The organism is Streptomyces sp. NPDC037288 (assembly GCF_055603265.1).
This window is the reverse complement of the sequence record NZ_JBVJVY010000011.1, coordinates 71550-98387: the sequence shown is the minus strand read 5'-3', so window position 1 is coordinate 98387 and position 26838 is coordinate 71550. Positions and strand designations below refer to the sequence as shown.

Genomic DNA, 26838 nt, shown 5'->3' with positions numbered 1-26838 from the left:
TGGGGGAGAACTTGCGCAGACAAGTGAAAAGAGCTGCTGCCGCCGGTGTCGCCACAGCCGCAGCCGTCGCCGTCGCAGCGGGCATGACCAGCCCGGCGTCGGCGAGACCCGTGGAGCGCACCCCGACCACCGCCTCCGCGCTCACCGCGAGGACCCACGTCACCCTCATCACCGGTGACCGCGTCGACCTCGACGCCAAGGGCCGGATCGTCGGCCTGCGGCGGGCCGGGGGCCGCGAGCACATACCCTTCCAGGTCCGCAGGACCAAGGGCCACACCCTGGTCGTCCCGGTCGACGCGGCCCGCCTGGTGTCCTCCGGCACGCTGGACCAGCGCCTGTTCGACGTCACCGAGCTGAACAAGGCCGCCACCCGCAGGGCCCAGAAGAACGGCCTGAAGGTCATCGTCGGCTACCGCGGTTCCGCCGCCGCGGCCAAGGCGGACGTCCGGGACGCGAGCCACCTGCGCCGCAGCCTCGGCGCCCTCGACGCCGACGCCGTGCAGACGCAGGTCAAGGACACCGCCGGGCTGTGGCACGCCGTCACCGACGGCGACCGGGCCGCCGCCGGCATCGCGCACGTCTGGCTCGACGGCGTCCGCAGGGCCTCGCTCGACAAGTCCGTGCCGCAGATCGGCGCCCCCGTCGCGTGGAAGGCCGGATACACCGGCAAGGGCGTGAAGGTCGCCGTCCTGGACACCGGGGTGGACACCGGCCACCCGGACCTCAAGGACCAGGTGATCGCGTCCAGGAACTTCACCTCCGCGGCCGACGCCTCCGACCACTTCGGCCACGGCACCCACGTCGCCTCCATCGTGGCGGGCACCGGCGCCACGTCGGATGGCAGGTACCGGGGTGTCGCACCGGACGCCGAGATCCTGAGCGGCAAGGTCCTGGACGACACCGGCTCCGGAGACGACTCCGGCATCCTCGCCGGCATGGAGTGGGCGGCCTCCCAGGGCGCCTCCGTCGTCAACCTCAGCCTCGGCGGCTACGACAGCCCCGGCACCGACCCCCTGGAGGCCGAGGTCAACAAGCTCGCCGCCACCAAGGGCATCCTGTTCGCGATCGCCGCGGGCAACGACGGCCCCCACTCGATCGGTTCGCCGGGCAGCGCGGACGCCGCGCTCACCGTCGGCGCCGTCGACAAGAAGGACAGGCTCGCCGACTTCTCCTCCACCGGCCCGCGCATCGGCGACGGCGCCATCAAGCCGGACGTCACCGCGCCGGGCGTGGACATCACCGCCGCCGCGGCCGGGGGCAGCGTCATCGACAAGGAGGTCGGCGAGAAGCCCGCGGGCTACCTGACCCTCTCCGGCACCTCGATGGCCACCCCGCATGTCGCGGGCGCCGCCGCGATCCTGAAGCAGGAGCACCCCGACTGGGGCTACGCCGAGCTGAAGGGCGCGCTGACCGGCTCCGCCAAGGGCGGCGCGTACACGCCGTTCCAGCAGGGTTCGGGCCGTATCGCCGTGGACCGGGCCTACCGGCAGACCGTGATCGCCGACCCGGTCTCGCTGAGCTTCGGTGTGCAGCGGTGGCCGCACACCGACGACAAGGCGGTCACCAAGAAGGTGACGTACCGCAACCTCGGCGACCAGGACGTCACGCTCACCCTCAGCAGCACCGCCACCGACCCCGAGGGCCACGCGGCCCCGTCGGGCTTCTTCACGCTGGGCGCGACGCGGCTGACGGTCCCGGCGCACGGCAAGGCCTCCGTCGGCCTCACCGCCGACACGAAGCTGGGCGGCACCCTCGACGGCGCCTACTCCGCGTACGTGACCGCGACCGGCGCCGGCCAGAGCGTCCGTACGGCCGCCGCGGTACAGCGCGAGGTCGAGTCCTACGACGTCACGCTGAAGTTCACCGGCCGTGACGGCAAGCCGGCCACGTACTACAACGCCGGCCTCAGCGGCGTGGGCGGCCTGGCGAGCGGCACGGAGCTGACCCCGTACGACCCGTCCGGCACGGTGAAGGTACGCGTGCCCAAGGGCACGTACCTCCTCAACTCCGCCGTCTTCGGGGACCGGAACGGCACCCACGGCACCGACTGGATCGCCCAGCCGAAGCTGACCGTCGCCAGGAAGCAGACCGTCACGATCGACGCGCGCAAGACCAAGCCGGTCGACATCACCGTCCCGGCCTCGGGCGTCAGGTCGCGGTTCGCCTCGCCGGGGTACACCCTCACGATCGGCGACAACGAGTACGGCTACAGCTGGTTCCTGGACACCTACAAGGACTTCCGCACCGCCCATCTGGGCCCGAAGCTCCCCGCAGGACGGCTGTTCCAGCAGTGGGACGGCCACTGGACCAAGGGGACGAGCGAGCAGTACGACGTCACCACCGGCGGCCCGGTCACCCGGCTCGCCACCGGCTACACCAAGCACTACAGGGCGGGTGAGCTGGCCACCGTCAAGGCCCGGCTGGGTGCGTCCGCGAGCGGCAGGACCGGCTCGGTCGGCGCCACCGGCTGGCTGCCCGGCAGCGTGGGCGCCTCGTCCATCGACGTGCCGCAGCGGCTGCCCGGCACCCGCACCCTGCACCTGTCCGCCGGCGGCGGGGTCCTGTGGGACCTGCACTTCACCCAGTACGGCGGGGTCGACCAGGACGGGTTCCCGCTGTCCGACGCCGCGTACGCCCTCGGCGAGTCCTCCTTCAAGGCCGGCAAGAGCTACACGAGGACGGTCAACACCGCCGTCTTCGGCCCGCACGTCGACAAGGACCTCGGCCTCTATCGCTCCGGCGACGAGATCTACGGTTCGCTGCCGCTGTTCGCCGACTCCGCCAGGCACGCCGGGTACTCGGCCTTCACCACGGTGAACACGACCCTGTACCGCGACGGCGCCAAGGTCGGCTCCACCGACGACCCGCTGTTCGGGGACGCCACCTTCACGGTGCCGGCCGGTGACGCCGCCTACCGGCTGACCACCTCGGTCAAGCGCTCGGCGAAGGTCGCCCGGGCCTCCTCCCGGATCGACGCGACCTGGACCTTCCGCTCCAAGAAGGTCTCCGGCACCGTCGTCCAGCTCCCCGCCTCCGTCCTGCACTACGGCGTCACGACCGGCCTGGACAGCCGGGTCGCGGCCGGCCGGACGGTCACCTTCCCGGTCACCGTCGAGGGCTCGGCGGCGGGCGGCAACCTGAAGTCCCTGGCCGTGTACGTCTCCTACGACGGCAGGACCTTCACGAAGGCCGACGTCCGGGGAGGCAGGGTCACCGTCAAGAACCCGGCGAAGGGCAGGTCCCTCTCCCTCCGCTCGGAGATCACCGACAAGAAGGGCAACACGTCGCAGATCACTATCTACGACGCGTACTTCGGCAAGTAGCCGGTCCGCAGCCGAGGGGCACCCGGAGCACGGGCTACGGGTGCCCCTCGCCGCGGGAAGGCTCAGGCCGAAGGCACCGCTTGCGTCGCGTCCGTGCCCCAGCTGGCCAGGAGCCGCAGCGAGTCGGCGGACGGGGAGCCCGGTTCGGCGTGGTAGGTCAGCAGGGACTGGTCCGTGTCGTCCGTCAGGCGGAAGGACTCGAAGTTCAGGGACAGGTCACCCACCAGCGGATGGTGCAGCCGCTTGACGCCGTGGCTCTTCTCCTTCACGTCGTGCGTCGCCCACAGCCGGCGGAACTCCTCGCTCTTGACCGAGAGCTCCCCGACGAGCGCCGACAGCCGCGGGTCGTCCGGATAGCAGCCCGCGTCCATGCGCAGGGCGCAGACGATGTCGATCGCCTTCTGCTCCCAGTCGACGAACAGATCGCGGTAGTCCGGGCGCAGAAACACCAGGCGGGCCCAGTTGCGCTCGGCAGGCGGCAGCTCCGCCCAGTCGCCGAAGAGCGCCGCCGCCATCCGGTTCCAGGCGAGGATCTCCGAGCGGCGCCCGACGACATACGCCGGCACGCCGTCCATCGTGTCCAGCAGCTGCCGCAGCGAGGAGCGGACCTGCTGCTGGCGCGCCGCCGGCTTCTTCTTGTGCGACTTCGGCTTGGCCAGATGCGTGAGGTGCGCGTGCTCGGCGTCCGTCAGCCTGAGCGCCCGGGCGATCGCGTCCAGGACCTCCGCCGAGACGTTGCGCCCGTTGCCCTGTTCCAGGCGGGTGTAGTACGCCACCGACACCCCGGCCAGCTGTGCCAGCTCCTCGCGGCGCAGCCCCGGCACCCGCCGGTGCCGGCCGAAGTCGGGCAGTCCCACGTCCTCCGGCTTCAGCCGGGCCCGCCGACTGCGCAGGAACTCGCTCAGTTCGGCCCGCCGGTCCAGAGGCGGGGAGGAGGGCAGGGGCTGGTTTTCCATACAACCAGTATTCACGGTCGTACGCACAGGAACCTGACCCCGCCAGTGGTAGGCACGGCAGTCGTACGCAGAAGCGTGGTCTGGGTGGTCGTCGTAGCGTGGGAGAGGCTGGTCGCGTGCCCGGCGGAAGGCAGCCGGGCACGATCACATCGCTAGGAGAACCCCGGCATGACCACCACTGTTGCTGCTTACGCCGCGCCCGCCGCGAAGGCCCCGCTGGAGCGGACCACGATCGAGCGGCGCGCGGTCGGCGAGTCCGACGTCCTGATCGACATCGAGTTCGCCGGTATCTGCCACTCCGACATCCACCAGGCCCGGGAGGGCTGGGGCACCGCGATCTTCCCGATGGTGCCCGGTCACGAGATCGCGGGCGTCGTCTCCGAGGTCGGCCCGGGTGTCACGAAGTACGCCGTCGGCGACCGTGTGGGCGTCGGCTGCATGGTCGACTCCTGCCGGGAGTGCGACAACTGCAAGGCCGGTCTGCAGCAGTACTGCACCGGCGGCGGCCCCACCTGGACGTACAACTCCGTCGGCAAGGACGGGCAGCCCACCTACGGCGGCTATGCGCAGAAGGTCGTCGTCGACGAGAACTACGTCGTCCGCATCCCCGACGGCCTCTCCCTCGACGTGGCCGCCCCGCTGCTGTGCGCCGGCATCACCACCTACTCGCCCCTGAAGCACTGGAACGCCGGCCCCGGCAAGAAGGTCGCGGTCGTCGGCCTGGGCGGCCTCGGGCACATGGGAGTGAGGATCGCCGCCGCCCTCGGCGCGGAGGTCACGGTCCTCTCCCAGTCCCTGCGCAAGAAGGACGACGGGCTGAAGCTGGGCGCCACGCACTACTACGCCACCAGCGACCCGAAGACCTTCGAGGACCTCAAGGGCACCTTCGACATCATCCTCAACACGGTGTCGGCGCCGCTCGACTTCGACGCCTACCTGTCCCTGCTGCGCACGGACGGCGCGATGGTCAACGTCGGCATCCCCGAGGAGCCGGTGAACATCCTGCTCTCCTCGGTGTTCGGCCACCGCCGCAGCATCAGCAGCTCCGGCATCGGCGGCATCCCCGAGACCCAGGAGATGCTCGACTTCTGCGCCGAGCACCAGCTGGGCGCCGAGATCGAACTGATCCGCGCCGACCAGATCAACGAGGCCTACGAGCGGGTCGTGAACAGCGACGTCCGCTACCGCTTCGTGATCGACACGGCGACGATCTGAGTCTTGAGCGGCGGGGTGCGGGCTGCGGGCTACTTGATCGGTGTGCCGCCCGCCCCCTGGGCGAGGGGGAAGCGCTCTCCGGGTCTGTAGGCCCGCACGAGCACACCCCCGCCCCCGCCCGGCCGTACGACATGCGCACGCCCCAGCCCCGCCACCCGGACCTCTCCGTCCGCCACCTCCAGCAGGGTGTTCTCGTCCACGGCGACCCCGTACGGCGCCGCACCCCGCCCGACCACCGCGACCAGCCGCGCGAGCGTTCCCCACTGGGCGGCATGGACGTCCACCGCGAACGGCACCAGCCCCAGCCCCGCGCGCACCTCGACCTCCGCCAGATCCTCCCCGGTCTCCTCCGGGCACACCGGTACGCCGTCCACCAGCCATCCGCCGACCACGGCCCGCCGCGCGGCCACGGCGGCACCCGCCGAGAAGCCCGCGTACGGCATCCCGCGCCCGGCGAGCAGCGCCGGCAACCGCTCCAGACCGTCCTCGAGCGCCTCCTGGTAGGCGGGGGTCAGCCCACCGCACACCAGCAGACCGTCGTTTTCGTCCCACGCGTGTTCCGGCTCGAACCGGCCGCCGAGCGGCACGAGCAGCGGCACGGGCGTGCACGGCCCCGCCTTCCGCAGCACCTCGGCATACCGCTCGAACTGCGCCGCCCCGTCCCCCTCGTCGACGATCACACACCCGATGCGCCGCTCTCCGCCGACCGCCCGGACGAACGGCTCGTACACCTCGGCCGTGTCCCAGCCGCCGCCGATCAGAAACGTGCTCATCCCCGCTGCCTCCCCTTGTCCGCTCACGAACGGCGAATGTACGGCGGAGGTGTTGTTCCCGTCGCCGCAATTACCGGAAGCGCTCCCGAAGCGCTCCGGAAGCGGGCGGTGACTGTCGGCCGAAGCGGCGGCGGATCTTTGCTGGATGTGTGAAGAGGTCAGCCGGCAGCGGTCGGCGGAAGCGCCGGCCCCTGCTCGTCCGCACTGCGCAGGAACGCCTCGACCGCCGACAGGTCGGTCCGCTCCAGCTCGTCGGCGCGGATGACGATGCGCAACTCGGGGGAGACGGCCGGGTCCTGGCGCAGGCTCCGGATGAAGGTCCCGACGATCAGCAACAGCAGCTGCGTGCGGTCGAGTTCCACGATGCGGGACAGGCCCGCGCCGATCAGCGGGATCGCCACCGGTTTGAACAGGCCGTGCCGGGCGACCGCCGGCCACAGGCGTTCCAGGCTCAGCCGCAGGTCCGCCGGGGCGGACCGGGCACGCAGGTCGTTGCCCAGCCGGGAGTAGGCGAGGGCGAAGACCTTGCGCCTGCCGGCCGGGACCGCGACCGCCGTGCCGATCGGAAACCGGGTGCGCCGGCCGCGCCGCTTCGCCTGGACGCTCTCCGTGGCCAGCGGGGTGAACTCCTTCAGCCCCCGGCGCAGCCGGTCGTCGAGCAGCCGGTACCGGCCCTCGAAGAGCCGGTCGACCAACTGGCCCTGCACGCTCTCCCGGCTGATCACCACGTCGTCGGGGAAGGTGTCGAAGGTGTCGCAGAACCCCACGACCAGGTTGGCGTCCTCCTGCTCGAACAGGTCGCCGCGGAGCACGACGACGTCCACCCGCAGCCCGCGCAGGGTGTGCCGCAGCAGTTCGTCGCCGTGCCGCTCGCGCAGCCGGGCGTTCAGCCGGGCCAGGACCGCGGCGGCCTCCGGGTCGTCCGGTCGTTCCCGGGCCGTCTGTTCGGCCACCGGCAGGGCGAGGTCGTAGCGGCCCAGGGCGGTGTGTCCGGCGACCAGTTCCCGCAGTGCGGTCTCCCTGAGCTGGGTCAGCCGTCGCACCGGCACGGTCGCGAACTCCTCGTCCGCCACCTCGGCCAGCGGCCGGCCGTGCCAGAGCCGCAGGGCGTCCGCGAGCAGCCGGACGGCCGAGGCCGGTGCCGCGCGCAGGGCGTCGCCCACCAGGCCCGTGAACTGCGTACTGTCCAACTCCTCGACCGACAGGTCGAGTTGGTAGGTACCCTCGGCGCCGTGAGCGGTCGGCAGCTGTCCGGTCCGTACGATCCTGTTGCCCGTACCCGGTCCGGCGCGGTCGAACGCGCGCCGCAGCTCCAGGATCCGCTTCTGCACCTCGTTGCGGTTGCGCAGGCCCTGGTGCGGCAGTTCCACGGTCTGCTGCCAGACGTCCCGGTACAGCCGGCGGGCGGTCACGGCCTCGCCGTCGGCGGCGACCAGGCGCAGCAGCAGACGCGCGGTCAGCGGGGTCAGGCGGACCGGAGCGCCGTCCACTTCCAGCCGGACGGGGCCCAGCACGTGCACGCGTACGGACGGTGTGCGGCTCTGCACGCGCCTCGCCCCCTCAGCCGCATGACGGCCCGTCAACAGGGCTTTCAGCCTATCAAGATGACTCGGAGTGACGCATGCGATCGACCGTCCCGGACCCGTCGTCGTCCCGCCCCGTGCGATCGCTGCCGCGCCCCGCGCGATCCCGGCTGCCGCGGTCCTGGCGCGGGTGGCGGGTGTTCCTGGGCAATGTGCTGGCGGCCTTCGGCGGGGTGTCGGCCGTCGTGCAGTTCGCCGGCCAGCTGTTCCCGCGCGTCGTGTCCCGGCCCGGTCCGGTGCTGGCCGGCTCCGTGGCCCTGTGCCTGGTCTGGGGGCTGGCCCGGGCGCGTCCGCAGGCCGCCGTACGGCAGGAGTTCACCCGTCCGCACATGACCGTGGTGGTCGAGGAGGGCGATCTCTTCGAGCAGCCCGGCCATCTGGTGGTGGGGTTCACCGACACCTTCGACACCCTGGTGGACGACGGCGTCGTCATCAACGACGACAGCGCCCAGGGACAGCTGCTCGCCCGCCGCTACGCGGGGGACGCCCAGCGGCTGGACGCGGAGCTGGCCGCCGCGCTGGACGGGGTGGCCCCGGTGGTGCGGGAGAGTGTGCGGGACAAGCCGCGCGGCAAGCGCGCCCGGTACCCGGTCGGGACCGTGGCCGTTCTCGGCAGCCGCCCACAGCTGGTCTTCGCCGTCGCCTACAGCCGGATGGGCAACGACTGCGTCGCCTCCTCCGGGGTGCAGGAGCTGTGGCTCGGCCTGGACCGGCTGTGGGACGCCGTCCACCGGCACGGCCAGCTGGAACGCGTCACCATGCCGCTGACCGGTGCGGGGCTCGCCCGGCTGCACGACCTCGACGAGGACAGCCTGCTGCGGCTGATCCTGCTGTCGTTCGTGGTGCACGCGTGGGAGCGGCCGGTCTGCCGTGAGCTGCACGTGGTGATCCGCCCCGGCGAACTGAGGCGGATCGACCTGCCGGAGACCGGCGCGTTCCTGGCGGGTCTGGCGGCGGGCGCCCGGCGCCATGTCTGACACCGGGCGCCCCAGGGGCGGTACGGGCCCTCCCCCGGAGCGTGGCCGAACGGCCACTGGGCCCGTACCGCGGCTCAGCGGGCCGGCGGCAGCTGCCGGCCGGTCCGTCCGTACGCCGACAGATGGCTGTACGGCCAGGTCTGGCGCCATTCGGAGCCGGTGTCGTCGACCGTGCAGCCGGCGACCTTCAACCGCTGCACGATCTTGCTCAGGGCGGCCTCCGAGCCGTCGAACCGGATGACGTTGCGGCCCGCGATGTCGGCGATCGTGCGCAGCTCACCGACCTCCACCATCAGCGTGCGCTCCGGGTAGGCCATCAGGACCATGCCCAGTTCGATCAGCACGTTCGGCCGGGGCTGCCCGGTCGGCTCGGTCTCGTACGGCGGCTCGTTCGCACCCCGCAGCTCCGGGTGCAGCTGGACGATGTCGTCCGGAGTGAGCAGCACGAGGGCCGCCTGGGCCTGCTCGGGAGCCTTCGCGACGACCTCGCCGAGGAAAGGCGCCGTCTTGCCGGTGGCCCTGACCAGGTCCTCCCATTCCAGCGGACGCAGATCGAGCTTGCGCAGCAGGCCGAACATCTTCGTCCGGACCTCCTCGTCCCGCCCGTGGACGACGAAGACGTTGCGGCTGCGGTCCCGGGACGGGCCGGGACGGTCCTGGGAGGGTTCGAGGCGGTCCTGGGAGGGTCCGAGGCGGTCGTCGTCCCCGCGGACCCGGTGGGCGCCGTCGGGGGCGCCGGCGTAGAAGTTCTGCGTGCCCGAGTTGGTGCTGTTGCCGTTGCCGGTGACGAAGCTGTTGCCGCTGCCGAAGGTGTTTCCGCTTCCGTAGTGGCTGCTGTTGCCGGAGCCCGGGCCGGTGCCCGAGCCCGCGCCCGTGGAGCTGTCCGTCATGCCGATCCCGTCCCCCGGCCACCGTCGGAGGCGCCGTAGTGGTTCTGCGTGCCCGAGTTGGTGGTGTTGTTGTCGCCGTTCACGAAGTTGTTGTGGTTCCCGTAGTCGTTGAGGATGTTCGTCTGGCGGGCCTCGTGCTCCGCGAGGTCCACGTTGTGCTCCTGCAGGAACTCCCGGACGAACTGCAGGAGTTGGCGCTCCACGATCTGGGTGTACTTGATCGTGTCCGTCTCCTGGAAGAAGACGTGGAAGTCGTCGCTGGTCGCCATCTCCCGGATGCTGGTGAGCGCCCCGCGGTTCACCAGGGTGTCCGCGTAGCGACCGAGCCCGAACTCACTGGTGTCGGCCGGCTGCGGCAGCAGGACGGTGTTCCTGGCCCACGGCAGCAGGCCGGACAGCGCCGAGCGGGCCCGGGAGAGGACGGGCCGCAGCGCCGCCTGGGGCGCTGCCCGCACGGTGTGCCAGCCGACCCTGGCCAGGGTGACGGCGTCGAGTGCCGCGGGGAGCCGGTCCACCAGGTGGAAACTCGCCTGGATCGGCCCCAGCACATACGAGTAGAACTCGGTGTGCAGGGTGTTCCCCTTGAGGTCGAAGCCCACGAACGCCGTGGTGACCAGCTCCTGGTTCCATGAGCCCACCCGGACGCACAGGTACGCGCGCCCCGAGCCGTAGGCGTCCTGCCAGCGTCCGTCGGTCTGCTCCGGGATCGCCGCCCACGCGCCGGGGAGGGTCGTCACGGCCGTGGTGAACGTGCTCCGCTCGACGGCGAGCCCCTCGATCCGCGCCAACCGGCTCGCGTGGTCGCGCAGCCCGGACGTCATACGGGCGGAGACATAGGCGGAGAGGTCCTCGACGGTGAAGGGGATGATGTCCTTCCGCTTGGGCTCCTCGCCGGTCGCGTGGCCATTCACGCCGGGCACACCGGGCAGGCCCGCCTCCCGCCGGCCCTCGAACACGGTGACGGGTGCGCCGATCAGCAGCTCGGCCGTGGACCAGCGCCGCACCTGCTGACCCGCGCCGACGAACGGCTTGTAGCCGCCGTAGCAGATCAGACTGCCGTCCGAGGTCTGCTCGCGGTTGATCTTGGCCACCAGTTCACCCGTCAGCTGCGGATGTCTGGGGTAGGAGCCGTCGAACCCGCTGGCCCGGCGCGCCGCACCGGTGCGCAGCCCCAGCCGGGAGGTCAGCAGCTGGAGGGTGACGACGCGCCGCAGAAACGCGGTGACCCACAGCAGCCACGCCACCGCCAGCAGCCCGGTGAACCCGTTCAGGACACCGGCGGCCATGAGGACGCAGGTGACGAGCAGGCCCGTGAACAGGACGGCCAGCCGGGCCCGGTGCAGCCGGCGCGCCGCCAGGGCGTGCGCGAGCACGGGAACCGCGTCGTACCCGTACGAGGGCGCCACCACCCGGAACCGGTGGGTCAGCAGCTCGCGGATGACGGTGGCGCGGTACACCGGATCCAGATAGGTGCCCGCGCACAGCAGCCGGGTGGCGTCGCTGGTGGCGTCCGCGGACGGGCGGGCCGAGACCGGCCCGCCGGACCCCGGCGGCGGAGCGGGAACGGAAAGGAATGCACTCGCCATGGCTGTGTTCTCCGCTCTCTTCAGCCGGCCGAGGTCATCGAGGCGTGGGTGATGACCCCGTCGACCACGGTGTACTGACCGGTGTACGACTTCTGCGTGCCGTCGGTCTGCTGGGCGTTCAGGTCCACGGAGACCGTGTCGCCGTCGACGGACTCGACGGTGACGTCGTCGTGCTCGGTGGTGTCGAAGCCCGCGACGAAGGAGTCGTAGTCCATGTCGAGGTTCTTGCCGCCCAGCGCCCAGGCGGTCTTGTAGTCGCGACGGTTGATGGCGTCGAAGAAGTCGTTGACGGTCTTGCCCGGACCGGTGCTGCTGTCCGCGCTGCCCGTGCCGTCCGTGCCGTCCGTTCCGTCTGTGCCCTCTGTGCTCTGCGTGCTCTCGCTGTACAGCGGGGTCGGGGACAGGGCCGTGCCGTCGTCGCCGCTGAGGGGCGTCGACGGGTCCGTGCCGTACGCCGTGGAGGTGTCCGGTGCCGGCGAGTCCGTCGGCGGCGGTGCGTAGTTGTAGCCGCCCGTGCCGTCCACCGAGGTGGCCCCGGATGCGTTTCCGCCACCCGGGGCGACCAGCGGCAGGACCGCCATCAGTAAGATCATCAGAAGGGGGACACCGGCGATGACGAGCGCGTACGTCCGTTCCTGACCCGCGGTGGGTATCAGACTCGGCGGCTCGTAGGTGTGGTTCATGGGCCCTCGTAACTCCCGGCGGACAGTCGGGGTCTGGCTCGTTCCAACGGCGTGGCGAGAGTCACCTTGCCCGACATCCGACGGGTGGGAGCCGGTTTCGCGCTTCCGATACGCTTCCGATCCGGGCCCGGCGAGCGGGCTGTCCCAGCCGGCCCCAACCACCTGTCTGCCCCATGATCAGCCTTCTGTCGGTGCCCACCCGGACGCTGCCCCTCCGGAACGCCCGCGGCGCAACGAGGATGCGACGGGCGGCACCGGGCCGCTGCAACGGCTTGTGGCTCCGTCCCACTTCCGTGGCCTCGTCCGGATTCGATGCGGGGCCCGGCTGGCTGGACGGAGACCGACTGCACACGGTGCGGGTGCTGGTTGTGCGGCGGGGCGGTCCGGTGGCGGGGGGCTGTCGGTTCAGCCGGGGAGGGTGGCCGGGCTGCCGCCGTTGGCCTCGTAACCGGCCACCGCCAGGGCGCGGTAGACGGCGAACTCACCGGACGGGTCGGCGGACAGCGTCCAGGGCAGTGCGCCGATGTGCCCGTCGACGTGTATCAGCTGGTGCATGGCCTCCTGCCAGCGCTCGGCGCGCACCAGGAAGAAGATCAGCAGATGGCGGACGTGCGCGAGCATCGGGTCGTCGGGGCGGGCCGAGTGCACCGCGTGCAGGGCGCCGTGCATCGCCTTGGTGACGACCTCGCTCTGGTAGAAGCCCGCCACCAGGTTCACCTCGGGGAGGTGCTCGAAGACCGCGAACAGGGGCAGCGCGGCGAGCAGCGAACCCCGCGGGGCGCGGGCCGCGGCGGCCTCGGCGAAGGAGTACGCCTCCTCGCGCGAGCCGTGCCACTTCTCGCACCAGTAGTGCAGCGCGGCCAGATGCGCGCCCATGTGATGCGGGACGCGGTCGAGGATCTTCAGCCACAGCTGGTCGAACTCGGCCTGCGCATAGGCGAGTCCGCGGGCGATGGACAGCTCGATGATGTACGGCACCGGGTCACCGGGGGCGAGCAGGGCCGCCTGCCCGCACGCGTCCCGGGCCTCCTCCATGATGATCCGGAAGTCGTCCGTGCCCGGCGTCGACGTCCGCCAGGCCTGCTGCACCAGGAACTCCGCGTAGACGGCGGCGCCGCCCGCGTCCTTGGGCTGCTCGGCCCGCCACACCCGCAGCCACTGACCGCCCGGCGTCTCGTGCACCCCGCCGGGGCGCTGCTGCAGCTCCAGCGCGGCGGCGCCCGCGAAGGCCTGCACCCGCTGCCAGCGCTGCTCGTCCTCGGTCCCGGTGCCGGCCAGCAGTTGGGAGGCCGCACGATAGTCCTGCGTGCGCTGCACCAACTCCAGGACGTCCAGCAGGTCCTGGTCGGGGCCGGGCATGCGCACGTCCAGCTCCTCCTGGCGCACGAAGCCGTAGGCCGCCGGGTCGGCGGCGTCCGGGTGCCCCGGGGGAACCTGCTCGATCACCCCGCGCCTGCGCCGCATGAGCGGGAGCAGCACGAAGCTCAGCATGAGCAGCGCCATCAGCAGCCAGAGAATCGACATGCCTCAAGCGAACCAGACGCCGCCGACAATTGGCCAACCCCACCGCCGAGCTGTGGAAAAGTCTGGTCCCGTGCATGACAGGACCCTCCGGGCGGGTCGGTGACGGGCCACTGAGGTCCGCGGCAGGCAGAGGGCGTGGGGCCGGTCCGCGGTGGGGCGGTGTGTGGGGCCGGCCCGCGGTGGGGCGGCGCGCGGGGTGGCGGGCAGATGCGGGAAATCCCTCGGTTCAGCCGTGCTCGAGCTTCGCGGGCGTCAGCATCCGGCCGAGCGCACTACGCTCGGTGGACATGAGCGACAGGCACATCAGTGAGCACTTCGAGACCCTCGCGATCCACGCGGGCAACACGGCGGATCCCCTCACCGGCGCGGTGGTCCCGCCCATCTACCAGGTCTCCACCTACAAGCAGGACGGTGTCGGCGGGCTGCGCGGCGGCTACGAGTACAGCCGCAGCGCCAACCCCACCCGTACCGCCCTGGAGGAGAACCTCGCCGCGCTGGAGGGCGGCCGTCGCGGCCTCGCCTTCGCGTCCGGCCTGGCGGCCGAGGACACCCTGCTGCGCACGCTGCTCACCCCCGGTGACCACGTGGTGATCCCGAACGACGCCTACGGCGGCACGTTCCGGCTCTTCGCCAAGGTCGCCACGCGCTGGGGTGTGGAGTGGTCCGTCGCCGACACCAGCGACCCGGCCGCCGTACGGGACGCGATCACTCCGAAGACCAAGGCCGTCTGGGTGGAGACCCCCTCCAACCCGCTGCTCGGCATCACCGACATCGCCGCCCTCGCTCAGGTCGCGCACGACGCGGGCGCGAAGCTCGTCGTCGACAACACCTTTGCCACGCCCTACCTCCAGCAGCCGCTGTCGCTCGGCGCGGACGTCGTCGTCCACTCCCTGACCAAGTACATGGGCGGTCACTCGGACGTGGTCGGCGGCGCGCTGATCGTCTCCGACCCGGGGCTCGGCGAGGAGCTGGCCTACCACCAGAACGCGATGGGCGCCGTCGCCGGTCCCTTCGACTCCTGGCTGGTGCTGCGCGGCACCAAGACCCTCGCGGTGCGGATGGACCGGCACAGCGAGAACGCCACGAAGATCGCCGACATGCTGACCCGGCACGCGCGCGTGACCAGCGTGCTCTACCCGGGCCTGCCCGAGCACCCCGGCCACGAGGTCGCCGCGAAGCAGATGCGGGCGTTCGGCGGCATGGTGTCCTTCCGCGTCGAGGGCGGCGAGGAGGCCGCGGTCGAGGTGTGCGACCGGGCCAAGGTGTTCACCCTCGGCGAGTCGCTCGGCGGCGTCGAGTCCCTGATCGAGCACCCCGGCCGGATGACGCACGCCTCCGCGGCCGGTTCCGCACTGGAGGTCCCCGCCGACCTGGTACGTCTGTCCGTGGGTATCGAAAACGTCGACGACCTGGTGGCAGATCTGCAGCAGGCCCTGGGCTAGCCGAACCGGACAGCCGGCTCGGGCCGGGTGACGGGGCGGGCTCGCCGGTGCGCGGCGGGTCGCCGTAGCTGCCCTCGGTCCGCGGTCGTACGGCCGCCGGTCCGAGGTCTGCGACGGGTCCCGCCGTCGTGGACCGGTCGCTCACCAGCCCGTGATCGGCGGAGTCGTCTGCGAGGGCGGCTCCGTCCACGGGTGCACCCGGGCCGCCCACACGCTGAACGCGACGGTCGCGGCACACGCCAGCAGCCACAGCACCCGGCGGACGATCAGCCTGCGCCGCAGCAGGCGCTCGCCACGGCGTACCGCGTCCGCGCACAGATCCGGCGGCACCGGCGCCGGAACCTGCTCCATGATCCGCCGTGCGGCGGCCTCCCGCTCGGTCCGGTTCACCACACCCTCCCCTCGCGCGGAGGGATGTCCGTGCCCGGAGGGGGTCTCCGCCGCCGGGTGCCCCCAGCGCTGTCCCGTCCCTGAAGGCGGCCCCCGCCCCGGCCGACCGCCACGCTCCCCCCGCCCCGCCCGCTCCCTTCCCCGCAGCCCCTCATCACGGCACCACCTTTCGGCCCGCCGCAGGAGGGCCCGTAGGGCGGGACGGATGGAGCAGCGTGGCGGTCGCCCGGTCGCAGATGCTGTGGACACGTTCCTTGGGGAGCCCCAGCAGGGCCGCTGCCTGTTCTTCGGCGACGCCTTCGTAGAGGCGCAGTACGAGGATCAGCCGCTCCTGCGGGGTGAGCGCGGCGAGCGGGCTGCTCGGATCGGGGCGGGCGCGGCCGAGGGCGCCGTACCGGTGCCAGGTCGCGCGCGCGAACCGGGTGGCGAGGTACTGGCGGGCGCAGTCGTACGGATCCTCACCGTGCAGCCGGTCCCAGCGCGCGTAGGTGTGGGCGAGCGCGAGCGTCAGAAGGCGCCGTGCGCGCGGGTTGGCGTGCGGCGCCTCCGCCGTGAGCAGGGTGGCGGCATGCAGCAGACGCCCGGCCGCGCCCGCGACGAACGCCTCGAACTCCCGGGCCCGGCGGGCCCCTCGGGACACCTGCCGATCACGCACCGCGCCTCCCCCCAGTGGGGGCCCCGCTGCCCGGTACGGGACAGGTGAACCGCGTACGACACAGGACCCGGTCTCATATGAGGCCAGCGGCGGCCCGGGGTCAAGGCTCCGGAACCGACCGGTCCCGGCGGGGGCCCGGTGGCCCGCTGTCGCGGTGGCCCACGGCCGTCAGGACGCCGGCGACGGTTCCACCGGCCCGGCCCCCTGCACCGTCATCCGCGTGGACAGCGCGGTGTTGAAGCGGGTCAGGAGCGTGCAGAACTCCTCGCGCTCCTCCGGTGCCCAGTCGTGTGTCAGCTCTGCCATCAGCTGACGTCTGGAGGAGCGCACCTCCTCGAGCCGGGCGACCCCGCGCGGGGACAGCTGGAGCACCACCGCACGCCCGTCCTCCGGGTGCGAGGTGCGCTTGACGAGCCCGGTGTCGACCAGCGGAGCCACCTGCCGGGTGACCGTGGAGGAGTCGATGCCCATGCTCGCGGCGAGCGCCTTGACGCCCATCGGGCCTTCCTTGTCGAGGCGGTTGAGCAGCAGATACGCCGCGCGGTCCATGGAGTTGCGCACCTGCCCGACACCGCCGAGCCGCGTCTGTTCGGCACGGCGGGCGAACACCGCCACCTCGTGCTGGAGGGTGTCGAGGAGACCGGTGTCACCGACGGTCGTCATGTCCATCGACATTTCAGGTGTTGTGGGCATGGCCGGAGGCTCGCTTCATGAAGGGCTGCTGGGTTGGGGGACAGGGTACGCGGCCCGGCGCCGGGCCGTACCGGCCCTGCGCAAACCGGTCTCGGAGCTTGGTCACCCAAGTCGTGTACTAGCGCGAACTGCGATGCTGGAGTCATGAGCTACCGCACGGCTGACACCTTGCGTTCCGTCACCCTCGACGATGTGCGCGGCGCCCAGAAGATGCTCTCGGGCGTAGCACGGGTGACGGCGATGGAGGGCAGTCGGCACCTGTCCCAGCTGATCGGCGCACCGGTGCACCTGAAGTGCGAGAACCTCCAGCGCACCGGTTCGTTCAAGCTGCGCGGCGCCTATGTGCGGATCGCCGGGCTGCTGCCGGAGGAGCGGGCGGCCGGTGTGGTGGCCGCGAGCGCCGGCAACCACGCACAGGGCGTGGCGCTGGCCTCCGCACTGCTCGGTGTGCACTCCACGGTGTTCATGCCGAAGGGCGCCCCGCTGCCGAAGGTCAGCGCGACCCGGGACTACGGCGCCGAGGTGCGCCTGCACGGCCAGGTGGTCGACGAGACGCTGGCCGCCGCCGAGGAGTACGCCGCCGCCACGGGCGCGGTGTTCATCCACCCCTTCGACCACCCGGACATCATCGCAGGCCAGGGCACGGTCGGCCTGGAGATCCTGGAGCAGTGCCCGGAGGTGCGCACGATCGTCGTCGGTGTCGGTGGCGGCGGACTCGCGGCCGGGATCGCGGTCGCGGTGAAGGCGATACGGCCGGACGTCAGGATCGTCGGTGTGCAGGCGGAGGGCGCGGCGGCCTATCCGCCCTCGCTGGCCGTCGGGCACCCGGTGTCGGTGCGGAACCCGGCGACGATGGCCGACGGCATCAAGGTGGGGCGGCCGGGCCTGGTCCCGTTCGGGATCATCGCGGACCTGGTCGACGAGGTGCGCACGGTCAGCGAGGACCAGTTGTCGGCGGCGCTGCTGCTGTGTCTGGAGCGGGCCAAACTGGTCGTGGAGCCGGCCGGGGCGAGCCCGGTCGCGGCGCTGCTGGCCGCGCCGGACGCCTTCGAGGGCCCGGTCGTCGCGGTGCTCTCCGGCGGGAACGTGGACCCGGTGCTGATGCAGCGCGTACTGCGCCACGGCATGGCCGCGCAGGGCCGCTACCTGGCCGTCCGGGTACGGCTGACCGACCGGCCGGGCGCCCTCGCCACCCTCCTCGGGGTGTTGCCGGCGGTGGACGCCAACGTCCTCGATGTGAGTCACGTACGTACCGACCCCCGGCTCGGACTCACGGAGGCGGACGTCGAGCTGCACCTGGAGACGAAGGGCCCGGCCCACTGCGCCGAGGTCGGCCAGGCCCTGCGGGACGCTGGTTACACGGTCATCGGCTGATCCTGGCCAACGGCTGCGGCGGCCCGCGCCGCCAAGCCCGACGCGCCACCCGTCCGGGTGGCGTGCATTGTGCAACGCGATACATCGCGTTATGGTGTGACTGTGGCGGTCCGGGTCGTCCTGTCGTACCGGAAAAGGGCGGGCGCAACCGGCCGATCAAATCTAGCCTTTGCGAACAGCTCCTCTGCCGCCCGATGCGAACAGCTTCCACCCGCTGCGAAAAACCCCGCCGGACATCCCCGATGACGTGGAGACAGACATGCCAGGCGCCATCCATGCCGAAGGCCTGGTGAAAACCTTCGGCGACGTAAAGGCTCTCGACGGCGTAGACCTGGACGTGCCCGAGGGCACCGTCCTCGGCCTCCTGGGGCCGAACGGCGCCGGCAAGACGACGACCGTCCGCTGCCTGACGACCCTGCTGCGCCCCGACAGCGGCAAGGCGGTCGTCGCGGGCGTGGACGTGCTGAAGCACCCCGACGCCGTGCGCCGCTCCATCGGCCTGTCCGGCCAGTTCGCGGCGGTGGACGAATACCTGACCGGCCGCGAGAACCTGCAGATGGTCGGGCAGCTTTACCAGATGAAGTCCAAGGCGGCCAAGCAGCGCGCATCCGAGCTCCTGGAGCAGTTCAACCTCGCGGACGCCGCCGACCGCCCCGCCAAGACCTACTCCGGAGGCATGCGCCGCCGGCTCGACCTCGCCGCGGCCCTCGTGGTCTCGCCGCCGGTGATGTTCATGGACGAGCCGACCACCGGCCTCGACCCGCGCAACCGCCAGCAGCTGTGGGAGGTCATCAAACAGCTCGTCTCCAGCGGTACGACCCTGCTGCTCACCACGCAGTATCTGGAGGAGGCCGACCACCTCGCCCACGACATAGCGGTGGTCGACCACGGCCGCGTCATCGCCCAGGGCACCTCCGACCAGCTCAAGGCCCAGACAGGCGGCGAGCGCGTCGAGGTCGTGGTGCACGAGCGCGACCACATCGCCGACGCCGCCGCTCTCCTGGACCGATACAGCCTGCGCGGCGTCGGCAAGGGCGACGTCACGGTCGAGGAGCACACCCGCAAGCTCACGGTCCCCGTCACCGGCGGCGCCAAGCTGCTCGCCGAGATCATCCGCGAGCTGGACACCCGCGGGATCGAGATAGACGACATCGGGCTGCGCCGCCCCACCCTCGACGACGTCTTCCTGTCGCTGACGGGGCACGTGGCCGAGACGGCCGACCAGGCCGAGGCGAACGGCAAGGAGGCCGTGAAATGAGTGCCGTCAGGGAAACCGTGCGCATCGCGGCGCCGGGCAACGCGCTCACCCGGTCGGTCCGGGACTCGCTGATCGTCGGCAAGCGCAATCTGATCCGGATGTCCCGCATCCCGGAGATGGTCATCTTCGGGCTCATCCAGCCGATCATGTTCGTGGTGCTGTTCACCTACGTCTTCGGCGGCTCCATGAAGATCGACGGCAGCACCAGTGCCGAAGGCTACAAGAACTTCCTCATGGCCGGCATCTTCGCGCAGACCGTCACCTTCGCCACCGCCAGCTCCGGCGCGGGCATCGCCGACGACATGCACAAGGGCCTCATCGACCGCTTCCGCTCGCTGCCCATGGCGCGCGGCGCGGTGCTCACCGGCCGTACGCTGGCCGACCTGGTCCAGACGGCGCTGACCCTGCTCGTCCTGGCCGTGGTCGCGCTGCTGGTCGGCTGGCGGGTCGGAACCTTCCACGACACCAACGCCGGCAAGGTCCTCGCGGCCTTCGGCCTGCTGCTTCTGCTCGGCTACGCGTTCACCTGGATCGGCGCGCTGATCGGCCTGAGCGTGCGCACCCCGGAGGCGGCCACGTCCGGCGGCCTGATCTGGCTCTTCCCGGTGACCTTCCTGTCCAACGCGTTCGTTGACACCAGCAACATGACCCCGTGGCTACGGCACATCGCGGAGTGGAACCCGTTCAGCGCCACCGTGCAGGCGGCCCGGGTCCTGATGGGCAGCCCCGGCCAGTCGACCTCAGGGGCCTGGCCCATGCAGCACCCGGTCCTGGCCTCGCTGCTCTACTCCGTCCTGATCACCGCGATATTCCGCACCCTCGCGGTCCGCAAGTACCGCTCGGCCACCGCCTGACGGCTGCGGGCACGGTGAAGCCCCCGGCGTCCGGCGGAATCCGGCGGACACCGGGGGCTGGCGGTCCTGTCGGGGAAGGATCAGCCCGAGTACGGCTCGGCCTTCAGGATCTTCACCGAGGCCTTCTTGCCGTTCGGCAGCTCGTACTCCGCGTCCTCGCCGACCTTGTGGCCGATGACGCCGGCGCCGAGCGGGGACTGCGGCGAGTACGTCTCGATCTCCGCGCTCGCGTACTCGCGGGAGGCGAGCAGGAACGTCAGTGTGTCGTCCTCGTCACCGTCGAAGGCGATCGTGACGACCATACCGGGCGCGACGGCGCCGTCGGCGGAGGCCGGAGCCTCGCCCACCTTGGCGTTCTCGAGAAGCTGGGTCAGCTGCCGCACGCGCAGCTCCTGCTTGCCCTGCTCCTCCTTGGCCGCGTGGTACCCGCCGTTCTCGCGCAGGTCGCCCTCCTCGCGCGCGGCCGCGATCTTGGCGGCGATCTCCGTGCGCGCAGGACCAGTAAGGTACTCAAGCTCGACCTTGAGCTTGTTGTACGCCTCCTGGGTCAGCCAGGTGACGTTCTCGCTGGTCTGGGTCACAGGGTGCTCCTCGTCGGTACTGGGAATACAAAGCATCGCCCTACCCAGAAGCATGTTCCCTCTCGGATGGGCGAAACCACGAGCCTAACAATTCAAGGCCGGAAGGGGGAGGACATAAGCCATCAGAATTGCATCAACGCAGGTCAGCGTGCACGTATTCCAGGTGACGGCTGGGGTGTCCGGCGGCCGTCAGCCGGTGTGGCAGCCGAGCAGCTCGGCCGTCGTGCCCTTCGCCGTCGTACGCAGCGTGACGACCCGGTCGATACGCGTGGCGGATCCGGTGAAGCGGAAGTCGGCCCGGCCCACCTCGGCGCCGTCCGCCGACTGGGAGCGCAGGGTGCAGTAGCCCGAGGTGCCGGAGTCCTTGTGGACCTCCAGATGCACCTCGACGGCGTTGTCCGTGGCGTCGAAGGTGATCACCTGGGCGCTGATCCTGGCCTGGACGACGTAGTGGTAGGCGAAGTAACCGACCAGTGCGAGCAGCACCGCGCCGAGCACCGCACCGGCGACCCTGAGCTTGCGGTCGGCACGCTCGTCCGAGGAACGGCCGTAGCGGCCCTCGGGCAGCCGTGCGCTCGCCGTACTCATGATCGTCCTCTCGGCAGGAACCGAACCCGGAATTATTCGCCCCCCGATTCGGTCACTATAGAAGCCTGCGATCGCGCCGGAGACATGGGGCGCCGACTTACCGAGGATTGAGTCTTGACTGACCAGTTGCGACTGATGGCCGTTCACGCGCACCCCGACGACGAGTCGAGCAAGGGCGCGGCCACCATGGCGAAGTACGTGTCCGAGGGGGTGGACGTGCTGGTGGTGACCTGCACCGGCGGAGAGCGCGGGTCCATCCTCAATCCCAAGCTGCAGGGCGACGCGTACATCGAGGAGCACATCCACGAGGTACGCAAGAAGGAGATGGACGAGGCCCGGGAGATCCTCGGCGTGGGGCAGGAGTGGCTCGGCTTCGTCGACTCGGGCCTGCCCGAGGGCGACCCGCTGCCGCCGCTGCCCGAGGGCTGCTTCGCCCTGGAGGACGTCGACAAGGCGGCCGGCGAGCTGGTGCGCAAGATCCGTTCCTTCCGCCCGCAGGTGATCACCACCTACGACGAGAACGGCGGATACCCGCACCCCGACCACATCATGACCCACAAGATCTCCATGGTGGCGTTCGAGGGCGCGGCGGACACCGAGAAGTACCCGGAGGCCGAGTTCGGCCCCGCCTACCAGCCGCTGAAGCTGTACTACAACCAGGGCTTCAACCGGCCCCGCACCGAGGCCCTGCACAACGCCCTGCTGGAGCGCGGCATGGAGTCGCCGTACGGGGAGTGGCTCAAGCGCTGGAAGGAGTTCGAGCGCACCGAGCGCACGCTGACCACCCACATCCCGTGCGCGGACTTCTTCGAGATCCGCGACAAGGCGCTGATCGCGCACGCCACGCAGATCGACCCCGACGGCGGCTGGTTCAAGGTGCCGATGGAGCTGCAGAAGGAGGTCTGGCCGACGGAGGAGTACGAGCTGGCGAAGTCCCTCGTCGATACCTCCCTCCCCGAGGACGACCTCTTCGCGGGCATCCGCGACAATGCCTGACATGAGCGCAAGCGTGAGCCTGGCAGTGACGCACCTCGTCCCCCTCGCCAAGGAGGTCGACCAGAACAAGGTCACCCCCGGTGTCCTCGGCTTCATCGTCTTCGCGGTGATGGCCCTGGCGGTGTGGGGCCTGATGAAGTCGATGAGCAAGCACATGCGGAAGGTCGACTTCAAGGAGGCCCCGGAGCCCGGCGAGAAGCAGGCCGAGAAGGCCGACTCCACGGCACGACAGGGCTGACGCCGAGCCTCAGCGCCACGCCGGTACCGCCACCCCCATCACCTCCCGGGCGTGGCGGTCCGGAGTCATGCGCAGGCGCCAGGCCTGCCAGCCGTCCTCCAGGCTGACGCCGCGTTCCAGCAGCAGGGCGTACGCCGAGACGTAGTCGGCGAGTTTCTCGTCCCGCAGGGCGTGGTCGGCACGGGCCAGCTGGGCCAGCTCCTCCTGGGCGACCGCCGTGCCCACCTCCACCCCGCCCGGCGCCGCGTACGGCAGCAGGGTGCAGCGCAGGAAGCGGGCCCAGTCCTCGCCGCGCCGGTCGCCGTAGGAGGCGAACAGGTCCAGCGCCTCGTCGCACAGGGCCAGCGCCGCCTGTGTACGGGCATTGCCGGCGTCGACCACCGCCAGCTCCAGGCAGGTCCACGCCTCGCCGTGGGCGACGCCGATGCGCTGGAAGTCGGCTCGGGCGTCCACGAGGAGCTGCCGGGCGAAGCCGGAGTTGCGCAGCGAGCCGGTCTGCGCGGCCCGCTGGTCGCGGGTGACCCGGGCCGAGTGGTGCCGGGCGCAGGCCAGGCCGTAGACGTCCCGCATCCGGGAGAACATCGTCCGGGACCGCTCCAGGTCGCGGACCGCGGGATCCAGCTCGCCGGTCTCCTCCAGCGCCTGGCCCAGGTAGTACAACGTCCACGCCTCGCCGCGCGCGTCCTCGTTCTCCCGGTGCCGGGCGGCGGCCCGCCTCAGGCCCTCCACGGCCGGCGAGGCGTCGCCGTCCACCAGGCGGGCCCGGGCCAGCTGGGTCAGCGCCCAGGCCTCGCCGCGTGCGTCGTGCGTTCGGCCGTACCGCTCCAGGGCGGCCCGCAGCTCGGTCTCCGCGCGCGGCGCGTCCCCCAGTCGCAGGGCCAGCTGTCCGAGCTGGAAGTGCGCCCAGGCCTCACCGTGCAGCGAGCCGCCCTCGCGGTGCAGGACCAGGGAGCGGGTGAGCAGCTCCAGCGCCTCGGCCAGCCGGGCCCGGTCGCGCTGGACGGCGGCCAGGGCGTGCATCGTCCACGCCCGGTCCGTCGCCAGCTCCGGCGCCGCCTGCAGGTCCAGCGCCTCCTGCAGCCTGGCGGCGGCCTCGGTGAGGTTGCCCTGGTGGTGCAGCGTGATTCCCAGGGAGCACAGGGCGCGGGCCGCACCGGCGTCGTGGTGCGCCTCCCGGTACAGGTCCACCACCGAGGTCAGCGTGGCGCGCGCCTTGTCCAGCTCGCCCAGCTGCCGGGCCGCGATACCGGTACGCCACTGGACCGACCGCACCAGCAGCCCCTGGTCCACGGCCTGCGTCAGCTCGCTGATCTCGCCGAGCCGGTACAGGTCGCCGCGCAGCAGGCAGTAGTCGCACAGCGCGCCCAGAAGGTTCAGCACCGCCGACTGGTCCACGCCCTCCGCGTGCCGCAGCGCCGCGGTGATGAAGCTGGACTCGTCGTCCAGCCAGCGCAGCGCCTCGTCCAGCGAGGTGAAGCCGTGCGAACCGAACTGGTGCGCGCGCGTCGACATGTTCCCGTCGACCAGGCGCAGCACCGAATCGGCCAGCTCGGCGTAGTTCACGATCAGCCGTTCCTGCGCCGCCGTGCGCTCGGCCGGGTCCTCCTCGTCCAGCAGCCGGGCCTGGGCGAAGGCGCGCACCAGGTCGTGCAGCCGGTAGCGGCTGCCGCGCACATGGTCGATGAGGCCGGCTGCGGCGAGCGCGGCGAGGTGGCGCGTGGCCTCCGCCTCGTTCGTGGCGAGCAGGGCGGCAGCCGCAGCGGCGCCCAGCGAGGCCCGGCCCGCGAGCGCGAGCCTGCGCAGCAGCCGGCGCGCGGGCTCCGGCTGGTCGGTGTAGCGCAGCCACAGGGCCCGCTCCACCGGCTCCACCGGGCCGTACGCGCCCAGGTCCGCGGCCAGCTGCCGGGGCGAGCGAGGGCCGAGCGCGGAGCCCGCGATCCTGAGCGCCAGCGGCAGCCCCGCGCACAACGCCTGGATCCGTTCGGCGGACTCGGCGTCGTACGGACCCGACGCGTCCTCGGCCGCCGCGCCGAGCAGTTCCTCGGCACCGGCCGCGTCCAGTGCCTCGACCGGCAGGTGGTGCACCCAGGCCGGCAGGTCGGCCGGGAGGTCGAGGGCGGTACGGGCGGTGACCAGGATCAGACTGTCGGAGCGCTCGGGCACCAGCGCCCGCACCTGCTCCGGGTCCGAGGCGTCGTCCAGCACGATCGTCACCGGCAGCCCGGTCAGCTGCTGGTGGTACAGCTCGCCGAGTCGCTTGACCTGCTGGTCGGGGGAGGAGCGCTCCCGGAACAGCAGCTGTTCGCGGGGTGCGCCGAGCCGGTTGAGCAGATGCAGCAGGGCGTCCCGGGTGGCGAGCGGTGCCTCCCCGCGGGTGCCGCCGCGCAGGTCCACGACCACCGCGCCGCGGAAGTGGTCCCGCAGATCGTGCGCCGCGCGCACCGCGAGCGTGGTCCGGCCGGAGCCGGGCTCGCCGTGCAGCACGACGACGGTCGGCCGCGTCTCCGTGGCCGCTCTGGCCGCCTGCGCCCACTGCCGGATCCGTGCCAGCTCCGCCCGGCGCCCCGCGAACGGGCCGTCCGGTTCCGGGAGTTGCCCGAAGGACTGCTCCAGCACCGTGCGCCGGCGGGCCGCGGCGCTCTTGTCCGCGCCGCGCAGCGCGGGGCCGCCGGTCTTCTTCGGGCCCGTGGAGGCGCTGATCACCCGCTGTTGGTCGAGGAACGGGCGGATGCCGCGCACCTCCAGCGCGGTCAGCCACTGCAGCCGCAACTGCTCGGCTCCGCCCGGCTGTCCGGCGGCGCCCGCGCGGTGATGCGCGGCGGGCACATGGGTCCCGGCCGCCTTCACCACGGAGCCGGCGGCCCCGACCACGCCCGCGGTGACGCCCGCGCCGACGGCCGTACCGGTACCGGTGCCGAGCGACAGGTCGGCCACGGTGGCGGCCACCGCGGCAACGGCCGCCACCAGTAAGGCGGTTCCGGCGCCCTGGCGGGCGTACCGCTGCCCGAAGGTCAGCCGGCCCGCCTCGGCCTCGTCCAGGGCGCGGGTGTAGGTCTCGTACTCCTCGCCGGCCGCCCCCGCCATCGTGTCCAGCGCACCGCGCGCCCGGGACAGCAGCACCTGCCCGTCGATCCGCCCGCCCGAGCGCCGGACCTCCTCCTCGACCGCCCGCACCAGCAGCCGCTCGGCCTCCGCCCGATGCCCGTCCCGCATGTCCCGTCCCCCTCCGGCCGCACCGTCATTGCGTACGAGTGTCCTTCGGCGGGGGCGGAAGCGGGAGGGGTGGTCATCGACGGCGAGTCGGGCGGGTGCGGCAACGTCCCTGCGGGCGGGTGCCGTTCGGTGTGCGGGAAAGGCGGTCGGGCGGAGGTGATCCGAGTGGCAGGCAGTCGCCGGGCGGTCTGGGTTCCGGTTGTGACAGTCCCCTTGGACGATGCCGTACGCAAGCTGCCGGACGATCCGGTCCCGGCGGTCCTGGCCACCGTCAACGCGGACGGGAGCCCCGGGCCTCGGTCGTCCGGGCGGGGAGGGAGGGGGATGACCCGCTCGTGCTCAACGGCCGCCGGGCGGCCCAGGGAACGGAACGGCCGCCGGGACGCGCGAGTGAGGCTGACCCTGTACGGCCCGGCGGACCCGCCGCGTTACGTCGAGTACGAGGGGGGCGCCGGCCGGGAGTATCGGGCACTGTCACCGGAGGTGACGCGTGTGGTGATCCGGAGAAACCCGGTGCGGGTGCCGGGCACGCTCACCGGCTGAGCGCGTCCCGGGGCGTGCTCGGGCGTCTCAGCGGGTGTCCACCGGTCCTCGCCGTTCGGACACCGCCAGGTACACGCACGCCCCTGCCAGTGCCCCCTCCGCCACCGCGCACAGCAGCGCCTCGGCCAGCGGAGCTCCCGTGCCCGCCGTCGTTATGTCGAACCAGGCGTCCAGCACCGCCACCGACGCCGTCGCCGAGGCCGTCAGGCGGGCCCTGGCGTCGCCGCGCAGGCCGAGCGAGGCGGTTGCCGCGCAGCCCGCCGCCATGAGGACGTCGAGACCGATCCAGGTCAGCGGCCAGTTGTCCACCTTGGTGCTGCCCGGCAGGGTCAGGGCCAGCACCACCATCCACGGCACCAGTGAAGCCCCCGCCGCCCCCAGCAGGACCCACAGCCACTTCTTCCGCACGGTCACGCCCTCCCCTTCACCGTCGTCTCCCGACTGCCTCCACCGTAGACCGCAGAGAAAATTCTGCAAAGAAAAGTAGGCGGACCTCAGGGACT

23 protein-coding genes are annotated in these 26838 nt (G+C 71.8%); 9 read left to right on the top strand and 14 right to left on the bottom strand.

What is annotated here, in order from left to right:
* The first annotated feature begins 83 nt into the window (after positions 1 to 83).
* Complete coding sequence (locus ACZ7GZ_RS15835) at positions 84 to 3323, top strand: S8 family peptidase (RefSeq protein ID WP_471024497.1); 3240 nt, start codon at positions 84 to 86, stop codon at positions 3321 to 3323.
* A gap of 62 nt (positions 3324 to 3385) precedes the next feature.
* Here ACZ7GZ_RS15835 and ACZ7GZ_RS15830 read toward each other — a convergent pair whose 3' ends face one another.
* Positions 3386 to 4279 carry a helix-turn-helix domain-containing protein gene (locus tag ACZ7GZ_RS15830; RefSeq protein WP_471024495.1) on the bottom strand — a complete coding sequence of 298 codons (894 nt, stop codon included), beginning with the start codon at positions 4277 to 4279 and terminating at the stop codon, positions 3386 to 3388.
* A 168-nt stretch (positions 4280 to 4447) separates the two neighbouring features.
* Here ACZ7GZ_RS15830 and ACZ7GZ_RS15825 point away from each other — a divergent pair, with 168 nt between their 5' ends.
* The gene (locus ACZ7GZ_RS15825; protein ID WP_471024493.1) at positions 4448 to 5494 is read left to right on the top strand and encodes an NAD(P)-dependent alcohol dehydrogenase; all 1047 of its coding nucleotides are present in this window, start codon (positions 4448 to 4450) and stop codon (positions 5492 to 5494) included.
* Between the two features lie 29 nt (positions 5495 to 5523).
* Here ACZ7GZ_RS15825 and ACZ7GZ_RS15820 read toward each other — a convergent pair whose 3' ends face one another.
* Entirely contained in the window at positions 5524 to 6267 is a 744-nt protein-coding gene (locus tag ACZ7GZ_RS15820) for a hypothetical protein (protein WP_471024492.1), read from the bottom strand.
* A 158-nt stretch (positions 6268 to 6425) separates the two neighbouring features.
* Positions 6426 to 7814 carry a macro domain-containing protein gene (locus tag ACZ7GZ_RS15815; protein WP_471024491.1) on the bottom strand — a complete coding sequence of 463 codons (1389 nt, stop codon included), beginning with the start codon at positions 7812 to 7814 and terminating at the stop codon, positions 6426 to 6428.
* Between the two features lie 74 nt (positions 7815 to 7888).
* On the opposite strand from ACZ7GZ_RS15815, the gene ACZ7GZ_RS15810 reads away from it, so the two are divergent.
* Positions 7889 to 8827, top strand: coding sequence for a macro domain-containing protein (locus tag ACZ7GZ_RS15810; protein WP_471024489.1), 939 nt, complete (start codon positions 7889 to 7891; stop codon positions 8825 to 8827).
* Positions 8828 to 8901: 74 nt separating this feature from the next.
* On the opposite strand, the gene ACZ7GZ_RS15805 is transcribed toward ACZ7GZ_RS15810, so the two are convergent.
* From ACZ7GZ_RS15805 to ACZ7GZ_RS15790, 4 genes are all read right to left on the bottom strand, one after another.
* Positions 8902 to 9717 (bottom strand): TIR domain-containing protein, encoded by an 816-nt coding sequence (locus ACZ7GZ_RS15805; RefSeq protein WP_471024488.1) that lies wholly within the window; start codon positions 9715 to 9717, stop codon positions 8902 to 8904.
* Positions 9714 to 11303 carry a hypothetical protein gene (locus tag ACZ7GZ_RS15800; protein ID WP_471024486.1) on the bottom strand — a complete coding sequence of 530 codons (1590 nt, stop codon included), beginning with the start codon at positions 11301 to 11303 and terminating at the stop codon, positions 9714 to 9716. Before ACZ7GZ_RS15800 ends, ACZ7GZ_RS15805 begins: the two co-directional genes overlap by 4 nt.
* Before the next feature lie 20 nt (positions 11304 to 11323).
* Complete coding sequence (locus tag ACZ7GZ_RS15795; protein WP_471024485.1) at positions 11324 to 11986, bottom strand: hypothetical protein; 663 nt, start codon at positions 11984 to 11986, stop codon at positions 11324 to 11326.
* Positions 11987 to 12391: 405 nt separating this feature from the next.
* Positions 12392 to 13510, bottom strand: coding sequence for a hypothetical protein (locus ACZ7GZ_RS15790; RefSeq protein ID WP_471024483.1), 1119 nt, complete (start codon positions 13508 to 13510; stop codon positions 12392 to 12394).
* A gap of 287 nt (positions 13511 to 13797) precedes the next feature.
* Between ACZ7GZ_RS15790 and ACZ7GZ_RS15785 the strand changes: the two genes are divergently transcribed.
* Positions 13798 to 14952, top strand: coding sequence for a cystathionine gamma-synthase (locus tag ACZ7GZ_RS15785; protein ID WP_471024482.1), 1155 nt, complete (start codon positions 13798 to 13800; stop codon positions 14950 to 14952).
* Positions 14953 to 15093: 141 nt separating this feature from the next.
* Here the strand turns inward: ACZ7GZ_RS15785 and ACZ7GZ_RS15780 are convergent, their stop codons facing one another.
* The 3 genes from ACZ7GZ_RS15780 to ACZ7GZ_RS15770 all read right to left on the bottom strand — a co-directional run bounded on the left by ACZ7GZ_RS15780 (position 15094) and on the right by ACZ7GZ_RS15770 (position 16672).
* Positions 15094 to 15342 (bottom strand): hypothetical protein, encoded by a 249-nt coding sequence (locus ACZ7GZ_RS15780; protein WP_471024481.1) that lies wholly within the window; start codon positions 15340 to 15342, stop codon positions 15094 to 15096.
* Positions 15343 to 15496: 154 nt separating this feature from the next.
* Positions 15497 to 15997, bottom strand: coding sequence for a sigma factor-like helix-turn-helix DNA-binding protein (locus ACZ7GZ_RS15775; RefSeq protein ID WP_471024479.1), 501 nt, complete (start codon positions 15995 to 15997; stop codon positions 15497 to 15499).
* 168 nt (positions 15998 to 16165) lie between these two features.
* The gene (locus ACZ7GZ_RS15770; protein WP_471024642.1) at positions 16166 to 16672 is read right to left on the bottom strand and encodes a MarR family winged helix-turn-helix transcriptional regulator; all 507 of its coding nucleotides are present in this window, start codon (positions 16670 to 16672) and stop codon (positions 16166 to 16168) included.
* 162 nt (positions 16673 to 16834) lie between these two features.
* On the opposite strand from ACZ7GZ_RS15770, the gene ilvA reads away from it, so the two are divergent.
* From ilvA to ACZ7GZ_RS15755, 3 genes are all read left to right on the top strand, one after another.
* Positions 16835 to 18064, top strand: a complete 1230-nt coding sequence (gene ilvA, locus ACZ7GZ_RS15765) for a threonine ammonia-lyase (protein ID WP_471024477.1) — start codon at positions 16835 to 16837, stop codon at positions 18062 to 18064.
* A 259-nt stretch (positions 18065 to 18323) separates the two neighbouring features.
* Positions 18324 to 19322: an ATP-binding cassette domain-containing protein gene (locus tag ACZ7GZ_RS15760; RefSeq protein ID WP_471024476.1), complete on the top strand. Its 999-nt coding sequence runs from the start codon at positions 18324 to 18326 to the stop codon at positions 19320 to 19322.
* Positions 19319 to 20176: an ABC transporter permease gene (locus tag ACZ7GZ_RS15755; RefSeq protein WP_471024474.1), complete on the top strand. Its 858-nt coding sequence runs from the start codon at positions 19319 to 19321 to the stop codon at positions 20174 to 20176. Before ACZ7GZ_RS15760 ends, ACZ7GZ_RS15755 begins: the two co-directional genes overlap by 4 nt.
* Positions 20177 to 20256: 80 nt before the next feature.
* Here ACZ7GZ_RS15755 and greA read toward each other — a convergent pair whose 3' ends face one another.
* Together greA and ACZ7GZ_RS15745 are read right to left on the bottom strand one after the other, a co-directional pair.
* On the bottom strand, positions 20257 to 20757 hold the full coding sequence (greA, locus tag ACZ7GZ_RS15750; protein ID WP_471024473.1) for a transcription elongation factor GreA: 501 nt from the start codon (positions 20755 to 20757) through the stop codon (positions 20257 to 20259).
* A 189-nt stretch (positions 20758 to 20946) separates the two neighbouring features.
* The gene (locus ACZ7GZ_RS15745) at positions 20947 to 21345 is read right to left on the bottom strand and encodes a DUF4307 domain-containing protein (RefSeq protein WP_471024471.1); all 399 of its coding nucleotides are present in this window, start codon (positions 21343 to 21345) and stop codon (positions 20947 to 20949) included.
* Positions 21346 to 21459: 114 nt separating this feature from the next.
* Between ACZ7GZ_RS15745 and mca the strand changes: the two genes are divergently transcribed.
* Positions 21460 to 22341: a mycothiol conjugate amidase Mca gene (gene mca / locus ACZ7GZ_RS15740; protein WP_471024470.1), complete on the top strand. Its 882-nt coding sequence runs from the start codon at positions 21460 to 21462 to the stop codon at positions 22339 to 22341.
* Positions 22334 to 22579 (top strand): hypothetical protein, encoded by a 246-nt coding sequence (locus ACZ7GZ_RS15735; RefSeq protein ID WP_471024469.1) that lies wholly within the window; start codon positions 22334 to 22336, stop codon positions 22577 to 22579. Before mca ends, ACZ7GZ_RS15735 begins: the two co-directional genes overlap by 8 nt.
* A gap of 9 nt (positions 22580 to 22588) precedes the next feature.
* Here the strand turns inward: ACZ7GZ_RS15735 and ACZ7GZ_RS15730 are convergent, their stop codons facing one another.
* Both ACZ7GZ_RS15730 and ACZ7GZ_RS15725 read right to left on the bottom strand, forming a co-directional pair.
* Entirely contained in the window at positions 22589 to 25792 is a 3204-nt protein-coding gene (locus ACZ7GZ_RS15730) for a tetratricopeptide repeat protein (RefSeq protein WP_471024467.1), read from the bottom strand.
* A 570-nt stretch (positions 25793 to 26362) separates the two neighbouring features.
* Positions 26363 to 26749: a hypothetical protein gene (locus ACZ7GZ_RS15725; RefSeq protein WP_471024465.1), complete on the bottom strand. Its 387-nt coding sequence runs from the start codon at positions 26747 to 26749 to the stop codon at positions 26363 to 26365.
* Between the last annotated feature and the right edge of the window lie 89 nt (positions 26750 to 26838).

Excerpts from the sequence above, each read along its gene's own strand:
- ACZ7GZ_RS15785 (WP_471024482.1), top strand. The coding sequence starts at position 13,798 with ATGAGCGACAGGCACATCAGTGAGCACTTCGAGACCCTCGCGATCCAC.
- ACZ7GZ_RS15735 (WP_471024469.1), top strand. The coding sequence starts at position 22,334 with ATGCCTGACATGAGCGCAAGCGTGAGCCTGGCAGTGACGCACCTCGTC.
- ACZ7GZ_RS15830 (WP_471024495.1), bottom strand. The coding sequence starts at position 4,279 with ATGGAAAACCAGCCCCTGCCCTCCTCCCCGCCTCTGGACCGGCGGGCC.
- ACZ7GZ_RS15805 (WP_471024488.1), bottom strand. The coding sequence starts at position 9,717 with ATGACGGACAGCTCCACGGGCGCGGGCTCGGGCACCGGCCCGGGCTCC.
- ACZ7GZ_RS15835 (WP_471024497.1), top strand. The coding sequence starts at position 84 with ATGACCAGCCCGGCGTCGGCGAGACCCGTGGAGCGCACCCCGACCACC.
- ACZ7GZ_RS15745 (WP_471024471.1), bottom strand. The coding sequence starts at position 21,345 with ATGAGTACGGCGAGCGCACGGCTGCCCGAGGGCCGCTACGGCCGTTCC.
- ACZ7GZ_RS15820 (WP_471024492.1), bottom strand. The coding sequence starts at position 6,267 with ATGAGCACGTTTCTGATCGGCGGCGGCTGGGACACGGCCGAGGTGTAC.
- ACZ7GZ_RS15795 (WP_471024485.1), bottom strand. The coding sequence starts at position 11,986 with ATGAACCACACCTACGAGCCGCCGAGTCTGATACCCACCGCGGGTCAG.
- ACZ7GZ_RS15790 (WP_471024483.1), bottom strand. The coding sequence starts at position 13,510 with ATGTCGATTCTCTGGCTGCTGATGGCGCTGCTCATGCTGAGCTTCGTG.
- ACZ7GZ_RS15760 (WP_471024476.1), top strand. The coding sequence starts at position 18,324 with ATGCCAGGCGCCATCCATGCCGAAGGCCTGGTGAAAACCTTCGGCGAC.
- ACZ7GZ_RS15770 (WP_471024642.1), bottom strand. The coding sequence starts at position 16,672 with ATGTCGATGGACATGACGACCGTCGGTGACACCGGTCTCCTCGACACC.
- ACZ7GZ_RS15730 (WP_471024467.1), bottom strand. The coding sequence starts at position 25,792 with ATGCGGGACGGGCATCGGGCGGAGGCCGAGCGGCTGCTGGTGCGGGCG.
- ACZ7GZ_RS15825 (WP_471024493.1), top strand. The coding sequence starts at position 4,448 with ATGACCACCACTGTTGCTGCTTACGCCGCGCCCGCCGCGAAGGCCCCG.
- ilvA (WP_471024477.1), top strand. The coding sequence starts at position 16,835 with ATGAGCTACCGCACGGCTGACACCTTGCGTTCCGTCACCCTCGACGAT.
- ACZ7GZ_RS15800 (WP_471024486.1), bottom strand. The coding sequence starts at position 11,303 with ATGGCGAGTGCATTCCTTTCCGTTCCCGCTCCGCCGCCGGGGTCCGGC.
- ACZ7GZ_RS15755 (WP_471024474.1), top strand. The coding sequence starts at position 19,319 with ATGAGTGCCGTCAGGGAAACCGTGCGCATCGCGGCGCCGGGCAACGCG.
- ACZ7GZ_RS15810 (WP_471024489.1), top strand. The coding sequence starts at position 7,889 with ATGCGATCGACCGTCCCGGACCCGTCGTCGTCCCGCCCCGTGCGATCG.